This is a genomic window from Pseudomonas sp. HAR-UPW-AIA-41, from assembly GCF_002304225.1.
In the GTDB taxonomy this organism is placed as follows: Bacteria; Pseudomonadota; Gammaproteobacteria; order Pseudomonadales; family Pseudomonadaceae; genus Aquipseudomonas.
This window is the reverse complement of the sequence record NZ_NSLB01000002.1, coordinates 574,653-589,776: the sequence shown is the minus strand read 5'-3', so window position 1 is coordinate 589,776 and position 15,124 is coordinate 574,653. Positions and strand designations below refer to the sequence as shown.

Annotated in this window: 16 protein-coding genes; 6 read left to right on the top strand and 10 right to left on the bottom strand. The window is 63.2% G+C overall.

Annotation, left to right across the window (positions count from 1 at the left end; translation table 11 throughout):
- Positions 1 to 4: 4 nt before the first annotated feature.
- The 6 genes from CK486_RS07075 to CK486_RS07050 all read right to left on the bottom strand — a co-directional run bounded on the left by CK486_RS07075 (position 5) and on the right by CK486_RS07050 (position 6,458).
- Positions 5 to 1,126 carry a MoxR family ATPase gene (locus CK486_RS07075; RefSeq protein ID WP_095939575.1) on the bottom strand — a complete coding sequence of 374 codons (1,122 nt, stop codon included), beginning with the start codon at positions 1,124 to 1,126 and terminating at the stop codon, positions 5 to 7.
- Entirely contained in the window at positions 1,123 to 2,355 is a 1,233-nt protein-coding gene (locus CK486_RS07070) for a DUF4350 domain-containing protein (protein WP_095939574.1), read from the bottom strand. The genes CK486_RS07075 and CK486_RS07070 overlap by 4 nt, the downstream gene beginning before the upstream one ends.
- Positions 2,352 to 3,935 (bottom strand): DUF4129 domain-containing protein, encoded by a 1,584-nt coding sequence (locus CK486_RS07065; protein WP_095939573.1) that lies wholly within the window; start codon positions 3,933 to 3,935, stop codon positions 2,352 to 2,354. The genes CK486_RS07070 and CK486_RS07065 overlap by 4 nt, the downstream gene beginning before the upstream one ends.
- Positions 3,922 to 4,899: a stage II sporulation protein M gene (locus tag CK486_RS07060; RefSeq protein WP_095939572.1), complete on the bottom strand. Its 978-nt coding sequence runs from the start codon at positions 4,897 to 4,899 to the stop codon at positions 3,922 to 3,924. Before CK486_RS07060 ends, CK486_RS07065 begins: the two co-directional genes overlap by 14 nt.
- Entirely contained in the window at positions 4,896 to 5,615 is a 720-nt protein-coding gene (locus CK486_RS07055; RefSeq protein ID WP_095939571.1) for an RDD family protein, read from the bottom strand. Before CK486_RS07055 ends, CK486_RS07060 begins: the two co-directional genes overlap by 4 nt.
- A 78-nt stretch (positions 5,616 to 5,693) precedes the next feature.
- Complete coding sequence (locus CK486_RS07050; protein ID WP_095939570.1) at positions 5,694 to 6,458, bottom strand: hypothetical protein; 765 nt, start codon at positions 6,456 to 6,458, stop codon at positions 5,694 to 5,696.
- A gap of 163 nt (positions 6,459 to 6,621) precedes the next feature.
- On the opposite strand from CK486_RS07050, the gene sbcB reads away from it, so the two are divergent.
- Complete coding sequence (sbcB, locus tag CK486_RS07045; RefSeq protein ID WP_095939569.1) at positions 6,622 to 8,043, top strand: exodeoxyribonuclease I; 1,422 nt, start codon at positions 6,622 to 6,624, stop codon at positions 8,041 to 8,043.
- A gap of 57 nt (positions 8,044 to 8,100) precedes the next feature.
- Here sbcB and mvaT read toward each other — a convergent pair whose 3' ends face one another.
- Positions 8,101 to 8,475: a histone-like nucleoid-structuring protein MvaT gene (gene mvaT, locus CK486_RS07040; protein ID WP_095939568.1), complete on the bottom strand. Its 375-nt coding sequence runs from the start codon at positions 8,473 to 8,475 to the stop codon at positions 8,101 to 8,103.
- Positions 8,476 to 8,695: 220 nt separating this feature from the next.
- Between mvaT and purU the strand changes: the two genes are divergently transcribed.
- Genes purU through CK486_RS07025 form a run of 3 tightly spaced genes read left to right on the top strand, consistent with a single transcriptional unit; the run spans position 8,696 to position 10,194 of the window.
- Positions 8,696 to 9,547 carry a formyltetrahydrofolate deformylase gene (purU, locus tag CK486_RS07035; protein ID WP_095939567.1) on the top strand — a complete coding sequence of 284 codons (852 nt, stop codon included), beginning with the start codon at positions 8,696 to 8,698 and terminating at the stop codon, positions 9,545 to 9,547.
- A 30-nt stretch (positions 9,548 to 9,577) separates the two neighbouring features.
- Positions 9,578 to 10,006: a CBS domain-containing protein gene (locus CK486_RS07030; RefSeq protein ID WP_095939566.1), complete on the top strand. Its 429-nt coding sequence runs from the start codon at positions 9,578 to 9,580 to the stop codon at positions 10,004 to 10,006.
- The gene (locus CK486_RS07025) at positions 10,006 to 10,194 is read left to right on the top strand and encodes a hypothetical protein (RefSeq protein ID WP_095939565.1); all 189 of its coding nucleotides are present in this window, start codon (positions 10,006 to 10,008) and stop codon (positions 10,192 to 10,194) included. The genes CK486_RS07030 and CK486_RS07025 overlap by 1 nt, the downstream gene beginning before the upstream one ends.
- Here the strand turns inward: CK486_RS07025 and CK486_RS07020 are convergent, their stop codons facing one another.
- Together CK486_RS07020 and CK486_RS07015 are read right to left on the bottom strand one after the other, a co-directional pair.
- A complete protein-coding gene (locus CK486_RS07020) occupies positions 10,195 to 10,410 on the bottom strand; it encodes a TIGR02450 family Trp-rich protein (protein WP_095939625.1) in 216 nt (71 codons plus the stop codon).
- A gap of 8 nt (positions 10,411 to 10,418) precedes the next feature.
- Complete coding sequence (locus CK486_RS07015; RefSeq protein WP_095939564.1) at positions 10,419 to 11,402, bottom strand: NAD(P)/FAD-dependent oxidoreductase; 984 nt, start codon at positions 11,400 to 11,402, stop codon at positions 10,419 to 10,421.
- Between the two features lie 186 nt (positions 11,403 to 11,588).
- Here CK486_RS07015 and CK486_RS07010 point away from each other — a divergent pair, with 186 nt between their 5' ends.
- On the top strand, positions 11,589 to 12,497 hold the full coding sequence (locus CK486_RS07010) for a TIGR01777 family oxidoreductase (RefSeq protein ID WP_095939563.1): 909 nt from the start codon (positions 11,589 to 11,591) through the stop codon (positions 12,495 to 12,497).
- Positions 12,498 to 12,505: 8 nt separating this feature from the next.
- Positions 12,506 to 13,531 carry a ferrochelatase gene (gene hemH, locus CK486_RS07005; protein ID WP_095939562.1) on the top strand — a complete coding sequence of 342 codons (1,026 nt, stop codon included), beginning with the start codon at positions 12,506 to 12,508 and terminating at the stop codon, positions 13,529 to 13,531.
- A gap of 15 nt (positions 13,532 to 13,546) precedes the next feature.
- On the opposite strand, the gene CK486_RS07000 is transcribed toward hemH, so the two are convergent.
- A complete protein-coding gene (locus CK486_RS07000) occupies positions 13,547 to 15,088 on the bottom strand; it encodes an AmpG family muropeptide MFS transporter (RefSeq protein ID WP_095939561.1) in 1,542 nt (513 codons plus the stop codon).
- Between the last annotated feature and the right edge of the window lie 36 nt (positions 15,089 to 15,124).

The following is a 15,124-nucleotide window of genomic DNA, read 5'->3' as shown; positions in this document are numbered from 1 at the left end:
GGGCTTACATCCGTGGCGCCGGAATCTGTTCGATCAGCTGTTGCAGCACCTGATCCACCGACAGGCCTTCGATATCCAGCTCCGGTGCCAGGCGCACGCGGTGGCGCAGCACCGCCAGGGCGCAGGCCTTGACGTCATCCGGAATGACGAAGTCGCCGCCGCGCAGCAGGGCGCGGGCGCGGGCACCACGCACCAGTGCGATGGAAGCGCGTGGCCCGGCGCCTAGGGCCAGGCCCGGCCAGGTGCGGGTGGCGCGGGCCAGACGCACGGCGTAGTCGAGCACCTGCTGGTCGCAGGCCAGTTCGCTGGCGATCTTCTGCAGGGCCAGCACGTCGCGTGGCTGCAACAGGGTGCGCAGGCTGGCCACCTCCAGCATGTCGGCCTTGGCCGAGCGGGTGACCTGACGCACCAGCTCCAGCTCTTCGTCGGCTTCCGGGTAGTCCATGCGCAGCTTGAGCATGAAACGGTCGAGCTCGGCTTCCGGCAGCGGGTAGGTGCCTTCCTGCTCGATGGGGTTCTGCGTCGCCAGTACCAGGAAGGGTTGCGGCACCGGCAGCGGGCGGCCCTCCAGAGTGACCTGGCGCTCCTGCATCACTTCCAGCAGGGCGGCCTGGGTCTTGGCCGGCGCGCGGTTGATTTCGTCGGCCAGCAGCAGGTGGGTGAATACCGGGCCCTTGCGCAGTTTGAACTGCTCGCTGGCCAGGTCATACACGGCGTGACCGGTGACGTCGCTGGGCATCAGGTCGGGGGTGAACTGGATGCGCGCGAACTCGCCGCCAAAGCACTTGGCCAGGGCTCTGACCAGCAGCGTCTTGCCCAGTCCGGGAACGCCTTCAAGGAGCACATGGCCGCCGGCCAGCAGGGCGGTGAGTACATCGTCGATCACCGCGCTCTGGCCGACCACTGCCTTCTTCAGCTCCAGGCGCAGGGCCTGGGCCAACTGACTGGCGCGTTGGCGCTGGGCATTGCCGGCGCTCACCGCCGCTGCCGGAGTCGCCTGGGCTGCCGGCGCTGGTGCAGGCGCAGGTGCTGCCGGAGCGGCAGGGGGCGTCGTGTCGGCGCTGTCGGCTACCGGCGTGGCGGCGGGCTCTTCGGCGACAGGTTGTGGCTGGATATCTTCGCTCATAGGGCATTCCTGAGGGTTTGCAGGTGCGCGACCTGGCGGGTGAATTCACTGGCGGAGCGTTGTGTCGGCTGTGCCGGCCGCATGGCCTTGGCCACGGCGCTGGCGGGCAGGCGTGTCAGTTGTCCCAGTACACGCCATTGTTCGGCCACCGGCAGGCGTTCGAAGCCGGGATGGCGGCGCCGTGCGCGGCGCTGAATGTCGCGTTGCAGGCTTTGCAGCAGGTGGGCCTGACCATGGTGGCGGAGCAGGAAGGCGGCGCTGGCGCGCAGATGCTCTTCCAGTTGGCGGCGGCTGCGGCTGGCAACTTCGGCCAGAGGGCCGTGGCGCAGGCCGACATGCCAGAGACCGAAGAGGATCAGCAGGGCCAGTGTGGCCAGCGCCAGCGGAAAGTTGCGCAGCAGCAGGCTGAGCAGGTCGTCGCGGTCGGCGCGGTAAAGCAGCGTCACGGCGGTGTCCTGGGTCAGGTACCAGAGCAGCCAGGCATGGTCGTACTCGCCGATTTCGTCGTTCTGCCACAGCCAGGCATCGGTCAGGACGGTGACCAGACCGTCGCCGTGGCTGAGCTGCAGCATGTGTGTGGCGCCGTCGCTGTTGGCCCAGGCGTGAGCGCGGTTCTGGCTGTCGTACAGGTGGAAGTCGGTATCGAAGTCCAGGTAGGCCGGCGCTTTTTCGTTTTCCAGATAGAGCTTGGTCAGTTGCGGGTAGTCATGCTCCGGTGAGCGTGCCGGCTTGCGCAGGCGCTGGCGAGGCACAGCTTGCTGGGCATCTTCAGCATCTTCAGCGCTCTCGCTGTCGTCCTGCTGATCGAGGTCTTCGCTGAGCAACTGCTGGATGCCGAGCTGGTCGAGCATCAGGTCACCGCTGCGCTGCTTGTCTTCGTCCCAGATTTCCTCGGCAACGAAGATCAGGTGCCCGCCCTTGGCTGTCCACTCCAGCACGCGCCTGCTTTGTCCGGGCGTCATGCGGTTACGGCTGCCCAGCATAATGAGGGTGTGACCGTTACTGGGCAGGGTTTTCAACTCGTCCAGGCCATCGGCGCGCTGCACTTGCAGCTTCTGCTGACGGAGGAACAGTTCCGCGGCCAGATAGGGGTTGGCCCGTGCCTCCGGGGCGGGGCCGTGATTGATCAGCTTGTCGTAGGGCTGCAGCTGTTGCAGCAGGTAGATGACAAGCAGGCCGCCGCCAAGCAACAGTGCGCAGCCGAGAATGAACAGCGCACGGCGACTCATGGGCGAGCCTCCGCATGGGGGAACAGCCGGCGCCAGGCATCGCACAGGGCAGGTTTGAGTTTGGCCGGCGGCAGACGGTGGCCGTAGGCCAGGTTCTGCCAGTGCCGAGTCAGTACGCTGCTGAACTGGCTGAGGGCATCCTGCTCAAGCCCCTGGATGAGCTGCAGCACTTCGCCTTCGGTGTGCGAGCTTTTCAGGGGCAGGCGGAACTCATGCAGCAGGCGTGACAGCAGGGCACGGTAGAGCAATCCCAGGGCTTCGCGAGGCTGGCTGTCCCACAGCGCTTCGACACTGCTGGCGACATCCGCCGGCAGACTTTCCGGCGCCACTTCCAGACCGAACAGCTGCGTGGGTGCCACTTCGCGATGGCGGCGGGGCAGATTAAGGCGGCCGGCAAAGGTCTGCAGCCATTCACGGTAGCGCCACAGCAGCAGCGCCATGATAAGCAGCAGCGCTGACCAGAGCAGCACTTCAAAGATCAGCGCGATGGTATCCAGGCTGTCCCAGAGCTTCACCAGCTTGGCGAATGCTTCCAGCAGTTCCATAAAGGCCTTGGCATCACCCTCGCTTTCAGGCTTGTCCGGCGCTTCTTCGCCAAAGCGCCACTCGGTGACGGTTTCCCGGTGGCTGAAGGGCGGCTGATCGAGCAGTTGGGTAATGGCCTGGTTGGCGGCCTGGCTGGTCAGCGGCTGATTGAGCAGGCGCTCGGCATTGGGGCCGAAGCTGTCCAGACGCGGCACCGGGCATTGCCTGCTTTCGGCGGCCATGGCGGTTTGCGGCAGCTGGCTGAGCAGCAGGCCGCAGCCGAGCAGCAGGGCATAGGCCACGCCGGTCAGGCGCTGGCGCAGGCGGCGGAATACCAGCTCGATGTCCCAGGCTTCCAGAGCGGTGCGTCGGTTGAGGTAGAGGGTGAAGCCACAGGCCACGTAGATCGGTTCCCAGACCACCAGCACCAGGGCATAGAGCAGGTTGCTCAGATGCTCCAGCCACAGACCCTCGCCATCGTCGGGGGCGATCAGTTGTTTCCAGTCCAGGTCGATCTGCAGTTGCTGCGGAATCAGCAGGTAGAGCAGGGCCAGCAGGCCGAGGGTCAGCGCGCTTTCGATATGCACGCCAACCACCGTGAGCCAGGTGGCGGCACTGCCATCGCGCTGACCGAGGACGATCAGGCGCTGGCTGCGTGCCTTGCCGCCGAGACCTTCGAGCTGCAGGACCGGCAGGTCGAAACTGCGCGTCGGGCTGAAGCGGCGCCAGGTCAGGCTGGCCAGCAGTTGCGGGCGCAGCAGGCGGGGCATAGCGCGCAGGCTGGCCTTGAGCCCTGGCGTATCGCCAAACAGGGCGTGAGAGAGGATGTGCAGGGGCAGGCGCTCGTACAGCGGTTTCAGCCACCAGAACAGAAACAGTGCCCAGCTGGGGTGTTGCCACAGCATCAGGCTGAGCAGCGCAAACAGCGGCAGGGTCAGCATTGCCCAGCTGGCCATCAGCAGTGGCGCATGCCGGCGCGCCAGCAGGGTGCCGAGGTCGAGCGCCTCCCAGGCGCTGCGCGGGCGGATGGCGACGCTGGCGTCAGTCAGGCGCATGCTGACGCCCCGCAAAGATGCAGTAGCTGGCCACCAGCAGCCACAGGGCTGCGCCCACCACCAGTTTGACCTGGGCGCTGGTGTAGGTCATCGATGACCAGTAGGCCTCGATGAAGGCGGCAATCAGCAGGAACAGGATCACTCCGGCGACCAGCTTCACCGCTTCTGTGGCGGCCAGACGCAGGGCTTCGCTGCGGCTGTGCCGGCCGGGGGCGAGCAGCGCCCAGCCCAGCTGGAGACCGGCGGCTCCGGCGAAGGTGATGGCGGTCAGCTCAAAGGCACCATGACCGATGACGAACGACCAGAAGGTCGAGCCGTAGCCGATTTCGCTCAGGTGACCGGCCACGGCGCCGATCATCAGACCGTTGAAAAACAGGAAGAACAAGCTGCCCAGACCGAACAGCAGGCCGCTGGCGAAGGTCTGAAAGGCGATGCCTATGTTGTTCATGATGTAGAAGCCGAACATCTGCCAGTCATCGCCGGAGTTGCGTTCGCTGAAGTGGCCGAGTCGGCGGGCTTCCGGGTCATACATCGACTCCATCTGCTCGACCTGCTCCGGGTCAACCACGCTGTAGACCAGTTCGGGGAACAGATAGACCAGCACGCCCATGCCGATCAGGCTGCCGTAGAACAGCAGGCTGGCCACGGCGATGCTGCGCCACTGCTGGCGGATGGTCTGCGGCAGACCATTGAAGAGGAAGGCCAGCAACTGGCCGCCCAGGTGGCTGTGCTGACGATAGAGCTGCTGGTGACCGCGCTGGGCCAGTTGCTGCAGGCGCTCGATCAGGTGGCTGCTGTAGCCGCGTTCCTGAGCCAGAGCCAGGTGCTGGCAGACACGGCGGTATTCCGCGCAGTAACTGTTCTGTCCCTGATCTTCGGTCTTGCGCCGCTCCAGTTGCAGCAGGCGCTGCTCGAACTGGACCCAGTCATCCTGCCATTGCTGTTCGAACTGCTGCTGTTTCATGACGCCCCCAGCAAGCCGCGGGCGATGCCATTGAGGCGTGCCTCGGCCTGTTCCGGCAGCACTTGCAACGGTTCGGCCAGGAGGCCGGCAAGTTCTTCACGGCGCGCCTGAGAGAGGCTGCCGGCGCGTTCGGCAAAGGCCAGGATGGCGCGTTGCTCCTGCAGATCAAGGCGCATCGGTGGGCGCTCGGGTTCGGCATCCGGCAGATTGGGCCGGGGTTCGGCCTGTTCGCGATACACCACCAGGGTGCCGGCGGCGATATCGCCCAGGCGTTTGAAGGCAGGGTGGGCCAGGCTGCTCAGCAGACCCAGACAGTAGGCAAAGGGCAGCATGTCGACGAAGCGCAGCAGGTTGCGCAGCAGTGATGTGCCCCAACTGATGGGGGTGCCGTCGTCATGTACCACGCGTAGGCCGAGCATTTGCTTGCCGGGCGAGCGCCCCTGATTGAGCACCTCGAACAGCACCATGTACCACCAGTTGACCAGAAACATCACGATCAGCAGCAGGCCATTGCCAAGGTTGCCCAGCAGGCTCAGCACCAGACCGAGCACCAGCAGCAGGGCGCCACGGATGAGCAGGTCGAGGGTGAAGGCCAGTGCGCGCGGGATGACGCCGGCCGGACGCAACAGCAGGTCGATACCTTCCGGGGTTTCCACGTGATGGCGGTTGTCCAGCAACATGGAGGTGGGCAGCGTGGGCGGAAGGGAAGGCGACATGGGCACTGCTTTTGGCGAAAACCCGATGCTAGCCAGCCGCGGGCGGGAGGACAAGCGGGCCTTGCGGCCCGCCGGCGATTAGTTGGAGAGTGGCAGCACGCCGAAGATGGTGCGGTACAGCACGCCGATGGTCACGATCATCAGTGGCAGGGTCCAGATCAGGCCGATGCCAAGCGGGATCATGCTCAGCAGCATGATCAGCATGAGCACAAAGAACAGGCCGAAGACCTTGAACCAGTGCTGGCTGATGGCCTTGCGCGAGGCTTCCAGCGCCTGCCAGGGCGACAGGCCGCGCTCGACCACCAGCGGGATGGCCAGCAGGTAGGCAATGCTCAGGTAGATACCGGGGATCAGTAGCAGAAGCATGCCCAAGTACACCAGCAGAGTCATGACCAGTGCGGTGATGATCAGCGGTACGGCGCGGCCGAAGTGGCTGAAAATCTCGTTGAAACTCAGTGGCTGGCCCGCGGCACGGCGAATGCCGATCATCATCAGACCGGCCATGAAGGGGTAGGTCAGTACCGTGATCACCAGAGTGCTGACGATCTGGCTGGTGATCATCATGCCCATACTGTCTTCTCCGCCTGCCAGGCCGAGCAGGGCTGTACCCATGCCAAGGACGAAGGCAATGACGAACATGGCGATGTAGAAGACGATGAAACCGCCCAGGATGATGCCCTTGGTACCTTTGAGCAGTCCCCAGGACTCGCTGATCAGGCCGCCGATGCTGAAGTCATAACCACGGCTGAGCGCTTCTTCGATGCTCGGTACCTGGCTGTTGTGCTGTTCCTGCAGGGCGCTGCTGGGAGCGGCGTAAGGGTTTTGCGCGAGGGTGTCGCTCATGATGACCATCCTTGGTTGAGGGAAGCCTGCATGCTAGTGGCGGCTTGCCGGCGTCGGCAAGTGCTGTTCACGGGTTTGTGCATCCGGTCAGGTTTAGGTGCGGGTTATGCGGCCTGCTAGACTGCCGCCTCGCCGCCCAGGTCTCGGGCCATAAGGAGCCACTGTGACTGCAAGTCTGTTCTGGTACGACTTTGAAACCACCGGGATCAACCCCCGCTGCGACCGGCCGATGCAGGTAGCCGGCATTCGTACCGATGAGAATCTCAATGAAATCGGCGAGCCGCTGAATCTCTACTGCCGCTTATCTCCAGACATCCTGCCCCATCCGCAGGCCTGCCTGGTCACCGGGATCGGCCCGCAGGTGATTGCCGAGCGCGGCCTGCCGGAGGCCGAGTTCATGGCCCGTCTGCATGCCGAGATGGTGGTGCCGGGAACCTGCACGGCCGGTTACAACAGCCTGCGCTTTGATGATGAGGTGACGCGCTACAGCCTCTACCGCAACTTCTACGATCCCTATGGTCGTGAGTGGCAGGGTGGTAACAGTCGCTGGGATCTGATCGATCTGCTGCGCTGTGCTTATGCGCTTCGCCCCGAGGGTATCGAATGGCCGCTGGTCGATGGCCGTGTCAGCCTGCGTCTGGAGCTGCTGACCCAGGCCAATGGCCTGGAGCATGGCCAGGCCCACGATGCGCTGTCCGATGTGCGCGCCACCATTGCCCTGGCGCGGCTGGTGCGTGAGCGGCAACCCAAGCTGTATGACTTCATCTACAAGCTGCGCAGCAAGCATGAGGTGCAGAAGCAGATTCGCCTGCTGGAGCCGCTGGTGCATGTGTCCGGTCGCTTTGCCGGCGAGCGCAGTTATCTGTCGGTCGTGCTGCCGCTGGCCTGGCATCCGACCAACCGCAATGCCCTGATCGTCTGTGATCTGCAGGCTGATCCCGCGCCGCTGCTGGAACTCGATGGTGAGGCGTTGCGCCAGCGCCTGTATACCCGGCGTGATGATCTGGCGGTAGGCGAGTTGCCGGTGCCGCTGAAGCTGGTGCATATCAACCGCTGTCCGGTGCTGGCGCCCCTCTCTGTCCTGCGCGAGCAGGATCAGCAGCGACTGGCGTTGGATATGGCGCTTTATCAGCAGCGTCGTGAACTGCTGCGTGAGCAGCAGGCGATATGGCTGGACAAGTTACCGCAGGTATATGCCGGTAGTGAGTTTGCTGCCAGTGAAGATCCCGAACAGCAACTCTATGACGGTTTTATTGGCGACCGTGACCGTCGTTTGTGTGAGCGTGTGCGTCAGGCCAGTGCCGAGCAGTTGGCCAGCGAAGTCTGGCCTTTCGGTGATGTGCGTTTACCGGAGCTATTGTTCCGTTATCGTGCGCGTAACTTTCCCCACACCCTGAGTGCGGCGGAGAGTGAACAGTGGCGGCAGTTCTGCCTGGCTCGTCTGCAGCAACCAGAGTTGGGTGCACCCTTGCTCTATGCCGAATTTGAACAGACAGTCGAAAAACTCTGGGCGGACTGTGCTCCGGAGCAACAGCAGTTATTGGCAGCCTGGCGCGAGTATGCCCGGCAATTGGTTTCTGCCTGATTTATTAGCAGGCATAAAAAACGCCAGCATAGGCTGGCGTTTTGCTGCGGCGGTGAATTAACCCAGCAGGGTCATCCAGCCTTCCACGGTGTCATTGCCCCACTTGGCTTTCCACTCTTTCAGAGTCTTGTGATTGCCGCCTTTGGTTTCAATCACTTCGCCAGTGTTGGGGTTTTTGTATTGCTTGACCTTGCGTGCGCGCTTGCTGCCAGTTGCCTTAGCGGCGCGCGGCGCCTTGCTGCTGCGGGATTCCGGGTCGAGCAGGGCGATAATGTCGCGCAGCGACTTCTGGTATTCAGCCATCAGGCCACGCAGTTTGCCTTCAAACTCCAGTTCTTTTTGCAGTTTGTCGTCTTGCGACAGGCTCTTCAGACGCTCTTGCAGTTCTTTGATGGCTTCTTCGGTAGCGCGGTATTCATTGATCAGCGACATGTATGCACCTAATGATTAGATGGAGGGTGGTCAAGTGTTATGCATGGTAGTCAGGCTTTAGTGCTCTGTAAATTCCTTACATCAACTTTTATAGAGCTCGCATGAAGTTAATGTCGTATTAACAGAAATTAATGTTGCAGGAATTATCCGAGAACGGTGCTGCACAAAATTCCGGGGCTGGCTAGAATGGCCGCCTTGCTGATGAGTCTGGAGTTTGTGCATGCGCACTTTTCGTTTGGTGATTGCCTGTCCTGATCGCGTGGGTATTGTCGCCAAGGTCAGTAACTTTCTTGCCACCTATAACGGCTGGATTACCGAGGCCAGTCATCACTCGGATAATCAGAGTGGCTGGTTCTTCATGCGTCACGAAATTCGTGCTGACTCGCTGCCGTTCGATCTGGATGGTTTTCGACAGGCCTTTGCACCGATTGCCAAGGAGTTCGCCATGCAGTGGCGGGTGACCGATTCGGCGGTACAGAAGCGCGTGGTGCTGATGGCCAGCAAGGAATCGCACTGCCTGGCTGACCTGCTGCACCGCTGGCACAGTGGTGAGCTGGATTGCGAGATTCCCTGCGTGATCTCCAACCATAACGACCTGCGCAGCATGGTCGAGTGGCATGGCATCCCGTATTTCCATGTTCCGGTTGATCCGCAGAACAAGCAGCCGGCCTTCGACGAGGTCAGTCGTCTGATCGGCGAGCATGCCGCCGATTGTGTGGTGCTGGCGCGTTACATGCAGATTCTCCCGCCGTCACTGTGTCGCGACTATGCGCAGCGTGTCATCAACATTCACCACAGCTTCCTGCCGTCCTTCGTCGGTGCCAAGCCCTATCACCAGGCTTCGTTGCGCGGGGTCAAGCTGATCGGTGCCACCTGTCACTATGTGACCGATGAGCTGGACGCCGGGCCGATCATCGAGCAGGACGTGGTGCGTGTGACCCATCGCGACAGCATCGAGGATATGGTTCGTCTGGGTAAGGACGTCGAGAAAATGGCGCTGTCGCGTGGCCTGCGCTATCACTTGGAGGATCGTGTGCTGGTACACGATAACAAGACGGTGGTGTTCGACTGACGCCGGCCCGTTTCTACGTGGAGGTGCATCATGCTCAAGTCGCTCAAGGTCCGGGACTATATGTCGACCCATTTGCCGACCTTACGCGCCGAGCAGGATGTTTTCGTGGCGGTGGATCGTATGCTCGATCATCGCACCTCTGGGCTGGCGGTACTGGATTCGCACGGTTGTTTGATCGGCTATCTGTCTGACGGTGATTGTCTGCGTGCGATTCTGACAGGCCTCTATCACGAGGAGGCGGGCGGCCAGGTTGGTAGTTGTATGACGGTCGAGGTCGAGACCGTTTCGGCGCAAAGCAGCATTCTCGATGTGGCTGAACGCTTTAGTCGCCAGCATCGCCGCCGCCTACCGGTGCTTGAGGATGGGCGCTATGTCGGCGAGATCAGCCGGCATGATGTGTTGCGGGCAATGCGCCAGTTTGCCGAGCATGACCGCCATCAACCGGATGTCGTGTACTGATGGCCGGCCCTCTGGACAAGGCCGCTGCACAGGCGCCTGCCACCCTGGGGGAGGGATGTCTGAGCCGTTATGATCTGGATGCGCTGAACGCCGGGGCCGGCACCGAGTTCAGCGATGCGGCTGAACTCTGGCGGCAACTGCAGGCTCAGGAAGAGCCCATGCAGGTTCCGTCACCGAAGCAGGACTGATCACTTCCAGCCGATTTGCCAGCGTTCGCTGTCGCGTAAATCACGCCAGTCAATCAGCTCGCTGCGCCGGCTCAGCACCGCCTGCAATTCCACCTGCAGCAGTTCACCTTCCTCGCTACGCAGCAGCTCGCAGACCAGAAAGTGCTTTTCGCGGTTCTGCGGCTGGCGCGCGGTCCATTTGGAGAGCAGCAGCTTTTCCGGATTGAAGCGGTTGATGGTCGTTTTCACCGTTGCTCCAGCAACTTGCGTGCGGCCTCCTGGCCGCTCAGCCAGGCACCTTCGACACGGCCGGATAGGCACCAGTCCCCGCAGGCATATATCCCCAGATCGCTGTCGGCCAGGGCGCCCCACTCATGGGCCTGAGTCGGGCGGGCATAGAGCCAGCGATGGGCGAGACTCAGGCTGGGGGCGGGTACCGCGCAGCCGATCAGTTCGGCAAAGGCGCCGCGCAGTTGATCAACCACCGCCTCCTTGCTGCTGTCGACATGCTGGCGCGTCCAGCCGCTGGTGGCGTGCAGGACCCAGCAATCCAGCGGGTGCTGGCGGCCGGGCTTGCTGTTGTTGCGCGCCAGCCACTGCAGCGGGCTGTCTTCGACAAAGCAGGCCTGTAACGGGGTTTCCAGTGGCTGGGCAAAGCCAAGCGCCACGGCCCAGGTCGGTTCCATCGGCACGCTGGCGGCAACCGCCGCCAGCTTGGGCGCGGCGCTCAGCAGGGTACTGGCCTGTGGGGCCGGTGTGGCCACTATCACATGGCTGAAGGGGCCGTGGTTGTTGCCTTCGGTGTCCAGCAGGGTCCAGTGCTGCTCGCCGCGGAATACCTCGCTGATGCGGCAGCTGAAGTGGACCTGATGACCGCCCAGCAGGGCACGGGTCAGGGCGCTCATCCGCGGCGTGGCCGTCCAGCGCTCCTGCTCGTCAGCGGACAGCGCGAGCGCTCCGTTGCGCGATTGATACAGCGCGGGGTGCCAGCTATCGACCCAGCCGTGCTGACGCCACTGCTGCACGGCTTCGGCGAAGCGACGGTCGCGGGCGGTGAAATACTGTGCACCCAGATCAAGCGAGCCGGCATCGCTGCGCTTGCTGGCCATGCGTCCGCCGCTGCCGCGGCTCTTGTCGAAAAGCACGACCGGCAAGCCAGCTGCACTCAGGGCCTGAGCCGCTGACAGCCCGGCAATTCCGGTGCCGATGATGGCGATTGGGGTGTTCATGAATGACCTCGCAATCTGTCGTCCAAGCGAATTGTTTAGACGCTACCTGTACAATTCGTATTTAATGTACAGGAATTTGCGGCTCAGGTGGCTGCCTTCCAGTAATGACGCCGTCGTGCCTGGCAAGAGACACAGGGGCGTCAATACTCAGACTAGTGCCAGTTCACGCCATGCGAGGAGGATGCCATGCATATCTTGCTGACCGGTGGTAGCGGGTTGATTGGCCGGGCGCTGTGCCGTCACTGGCTGGCGGCCGGCCATCGTCTGACGGTGTGGAGTCGCACGCCTGAGCGTATCCCGGCGCTGTGCGGCAGTGCGGTGCGCGGGATTGCCGAGCTGCGTGAACTGGATCAGGACGTGCCGGATACGGTGGTCAACCTGGCCGGAGCGCCGATTGCCGACCGGCCCTGGACGCGCAAACGTAAGGCGTTGCTGTGGGCCAGCCGGATTCAGCTGACCGAGCAACTGCTGGCCTGGCTGGAGGCTCTGCCGCAGCGGCCGCAGGTTCTGCTGTCAGGCTCGGCGGTGGGGTGGTACGGCGATGGTGGCGAGCGGGAGCTGGATGAGCAGCATTCACCAGTCAGCGAGGACTTCGCCAGCCAGCTCTGTGGGGCCTGGGAGGAAACCGCGTTGCGGGCTGAAGCGCTGGGCCTGCGCGTGGTGCTGCTGCGAACCGGTCTGGTGCTGGCGGCCGACGGCGGTTTCCTGCAGCGCCTGCTGCCGCCGTTTCGCCTTGGCCTAGGCGGGCCGATCGGATCGGGCCGGCAGTGGATGCCATGGATACATCTGCAGGATGAAATCGCCCTGATCGATTTTCTCTTGCACCACCCGCAGGCGCGCGGTCCTTATAATGCCTGCGCGCCGCAGCTGGTACGTAACAAGGCTTTTGCCCAGGCACTGGGGCATGTGTTGCACCGTCCGGCCGTCCTGCCACTGCCGGGTTTGCTTCTGCGTGTCGGCTTGGGCGAGTTGTCGGTGCTGCTGCTGGGGGGGCAGCGCGCGGTGCCGCGGCGCCTGCTGGAAGCGGGCTTCAGGTTTTCGTTTGCCGATCTGGACAGTGCCCTGGATGATCTCCTCGGGCCATCACTGAATTAGGAAATTGCATGACTCAACAGGCGTTGTTGCTGGTCAATCTGGGTTCGCCGGCTTCCACCGAGGTGGCCGATGTGAGGCGCTACCTCAACCAGTTCCTGATGGATCCCTATGTCATTGATCTGCCTTGGCCGGTGCGCCGTCTGCTGGTGTCGCTGATTCTGATCAAGCGCCCGGCGGCCTCGGCCCATGCCTACCAGTCGATCTGGTGGGAGGAGGGCTCGCCGCTGGTAGTGCTCAGCCGCCAGCTGTGCGAAGCGATCAAACCGCACTGGTCGCAGGGCCCGGTGGAGCTGGCGATGCGCTATGGCGAGCCGTCCATTGAGTCGAGCCTCAAGCGCCTGGCTGTCCAGGGTATTCGCCAGGTGACCTTTGCTCCCCTGTACCCACAGTTTGCCGACAGCACCACGACCACGGCGCTGGTGGAGGCACAGCGGGTGATTGCTGCGCACCAGTTACCCCTGGAACTGTCCATCGTTGCGCCGTTCTACGACCAGCCGGAGTATCTGGATGCGCTGGCCGAGAGCGCGCGTCCCTATCTGCAGCAGGGGTTCGATCACTTGCTGATGAGCTATCACGGTCTGCCGGAGCGCCATCTGCACAAGACCGATCTCACGGGCAGTCATTGCCTGAAGGGCGCCGACTGTTGCCAGAAAGCCACGGGGGCAGTGCTGGACAGCTGCTACCGGGCCCAGTGCTACCGGGTCAGTGAGGGTTTTGCAGAGCGCACGGGGCTGGCGCCTCAGCAGTGGTCGGTGGCGTTCCAGTCACGCCTGGGACGGGCCAAGTGGATCGAGCCCTATACCGAGGCGCGTCTGGACGAGCTGGCCGCGCAGGGCGTCAAGAAACTGCTGGTGATGTGTCCGGCGTTTGTTGCCGACTGCATCGAGACTCTGGAAGAAATCGGTCAGCGCGGCAAGGAGCAGTTCGTTGCCGCGGGTGGTGAGGATCTGGTGCTTGTGCCCTGTCTGAATACCCATGAGTCATGGGTCAGGGCTCTGGCCGCGATCTGTAAGCGGGCCCCGCAGCCGGCCTGAGTCAGGGATCAGACGTTAGGCGCTGTGCTCGCCATTACTGGCGGGTGCAGCGGGTTCGGGAGCAGCTTCGGCCGGCTGGCGCCACTGCCAGAGAATCAGCAGCAGGGTCGGGATGCCGAGCAGTGCGGTGACCATGAAGAACTGGCTGTAGCCGAGTTTTTCCACCATGGCACCGGAGTAGCCGCCAATCAGACGCGGCAGCAGCAACATGATGGAGCTGAGCAGGGCGTACTGGGTGGCAGAGAACTTCAGACTGGTCAGGCTCGACAGGTAGGCGACGAAAGCCGCCGTGGCCAGACCGGAGCTGAAGTTGTCGCAGCCGATGGTGAGCACCAGCATGTCGACGTTGGCGCCCATGCCCGCCATCAGCGCAAACAGGATATTGGTGGCTGCCGAAGCCACGCCGCCGATGAACAGGATCGGCAGGATACCGAAGCGCACGATCAGCACGCCGCCCAGACCGGCGCCGAACAGGGTCATGAGCAGGCCAAACAGCTTGCTGATGCTGGCGATCTGTTCCTTGGTGTAGCCCAGGTCGATATAGAAGACGTTGGCCATCACGCCCATCACGGTGTCGGACAGGCGGTAGGTGGCGATCAGCCCGAGCAACGCCAGCGCCTGCCAGCGATAGCGCACCACAAAGTCGTTGACCGGAGTGAGTACCGGGGCCAGGCCGCGACGGCCGAGGCTGGACAGGCACAGGGCGGTCAGTATCCCGTACAGCAGGGCGCGCAGGAAGGCGCGGTCTTCCAGCAGCAGTTGCTGAAGGTCGAAGTCGCTGCTGAACAGCTCGCTGCGCAGTAGCTGGGTGAAGAAGGCCGGCAGAGAGACCAGCAGGATGATCAGTACCAGCACCGATACCAGTTGGTGGGTCAGGCCGTAGCGGGCGGCGGCGCGCTGGGTACGCAGGGAAACTGCCGGCTCGCGCATCCACAGGCAGGTCAGCAGACCGGGCAGCATCAACAGGGCAAACAGCGCGTAAGTGCCAGCCCAGGCGCCATAGGAGTAATTGCTGCCGGTGGAGCCGAACCAGCCCGCGAAATAGAGCGCGCCGGCTGTGGCCAGCAGGGCGGAAACCCGGTAGCCCGCCATATAGCTGGCGGCGAGGGCGGCTTGATGGGTGTCGTCGGCGATTTCCAGGCGGTAGGCATCGACCGCGATGTCCTGAGTGGCCGAGGCGAAGGCCACCACCACGGCCACGGCAATCAGCCAGGACAGGTGTTCAAGCGGATCAATCAGGGCCATACCCAGCAGGCCGCCGGCTACCAGCACCTGCGAAAGGATCAACCATGAACGGCGGCGCCCCAGACGGCCGAGCACCGGGAGCCGCCACTGGTCGAGCATGGGCGACCAGACCCATTTGAAGGCATAGGCCAGGCCAATCAGGCTGGCGTAGCCAATGGTCTGATGCGACACGCCGGCTTCGCGCAGCCATACCGAGAGGGTGGAAAACACCAGCATGTACGGCAGGCCCGCAGCGAAGCCCAGAATGAGCAGCACCAGAGTGGCCGGGTTGGCATAGGTGGCGAGGGCGGCGCGCCAGGAACGACGGGGCATGGGATTCACGGGCCAGCGGCAGAACAAAGGGCGCAC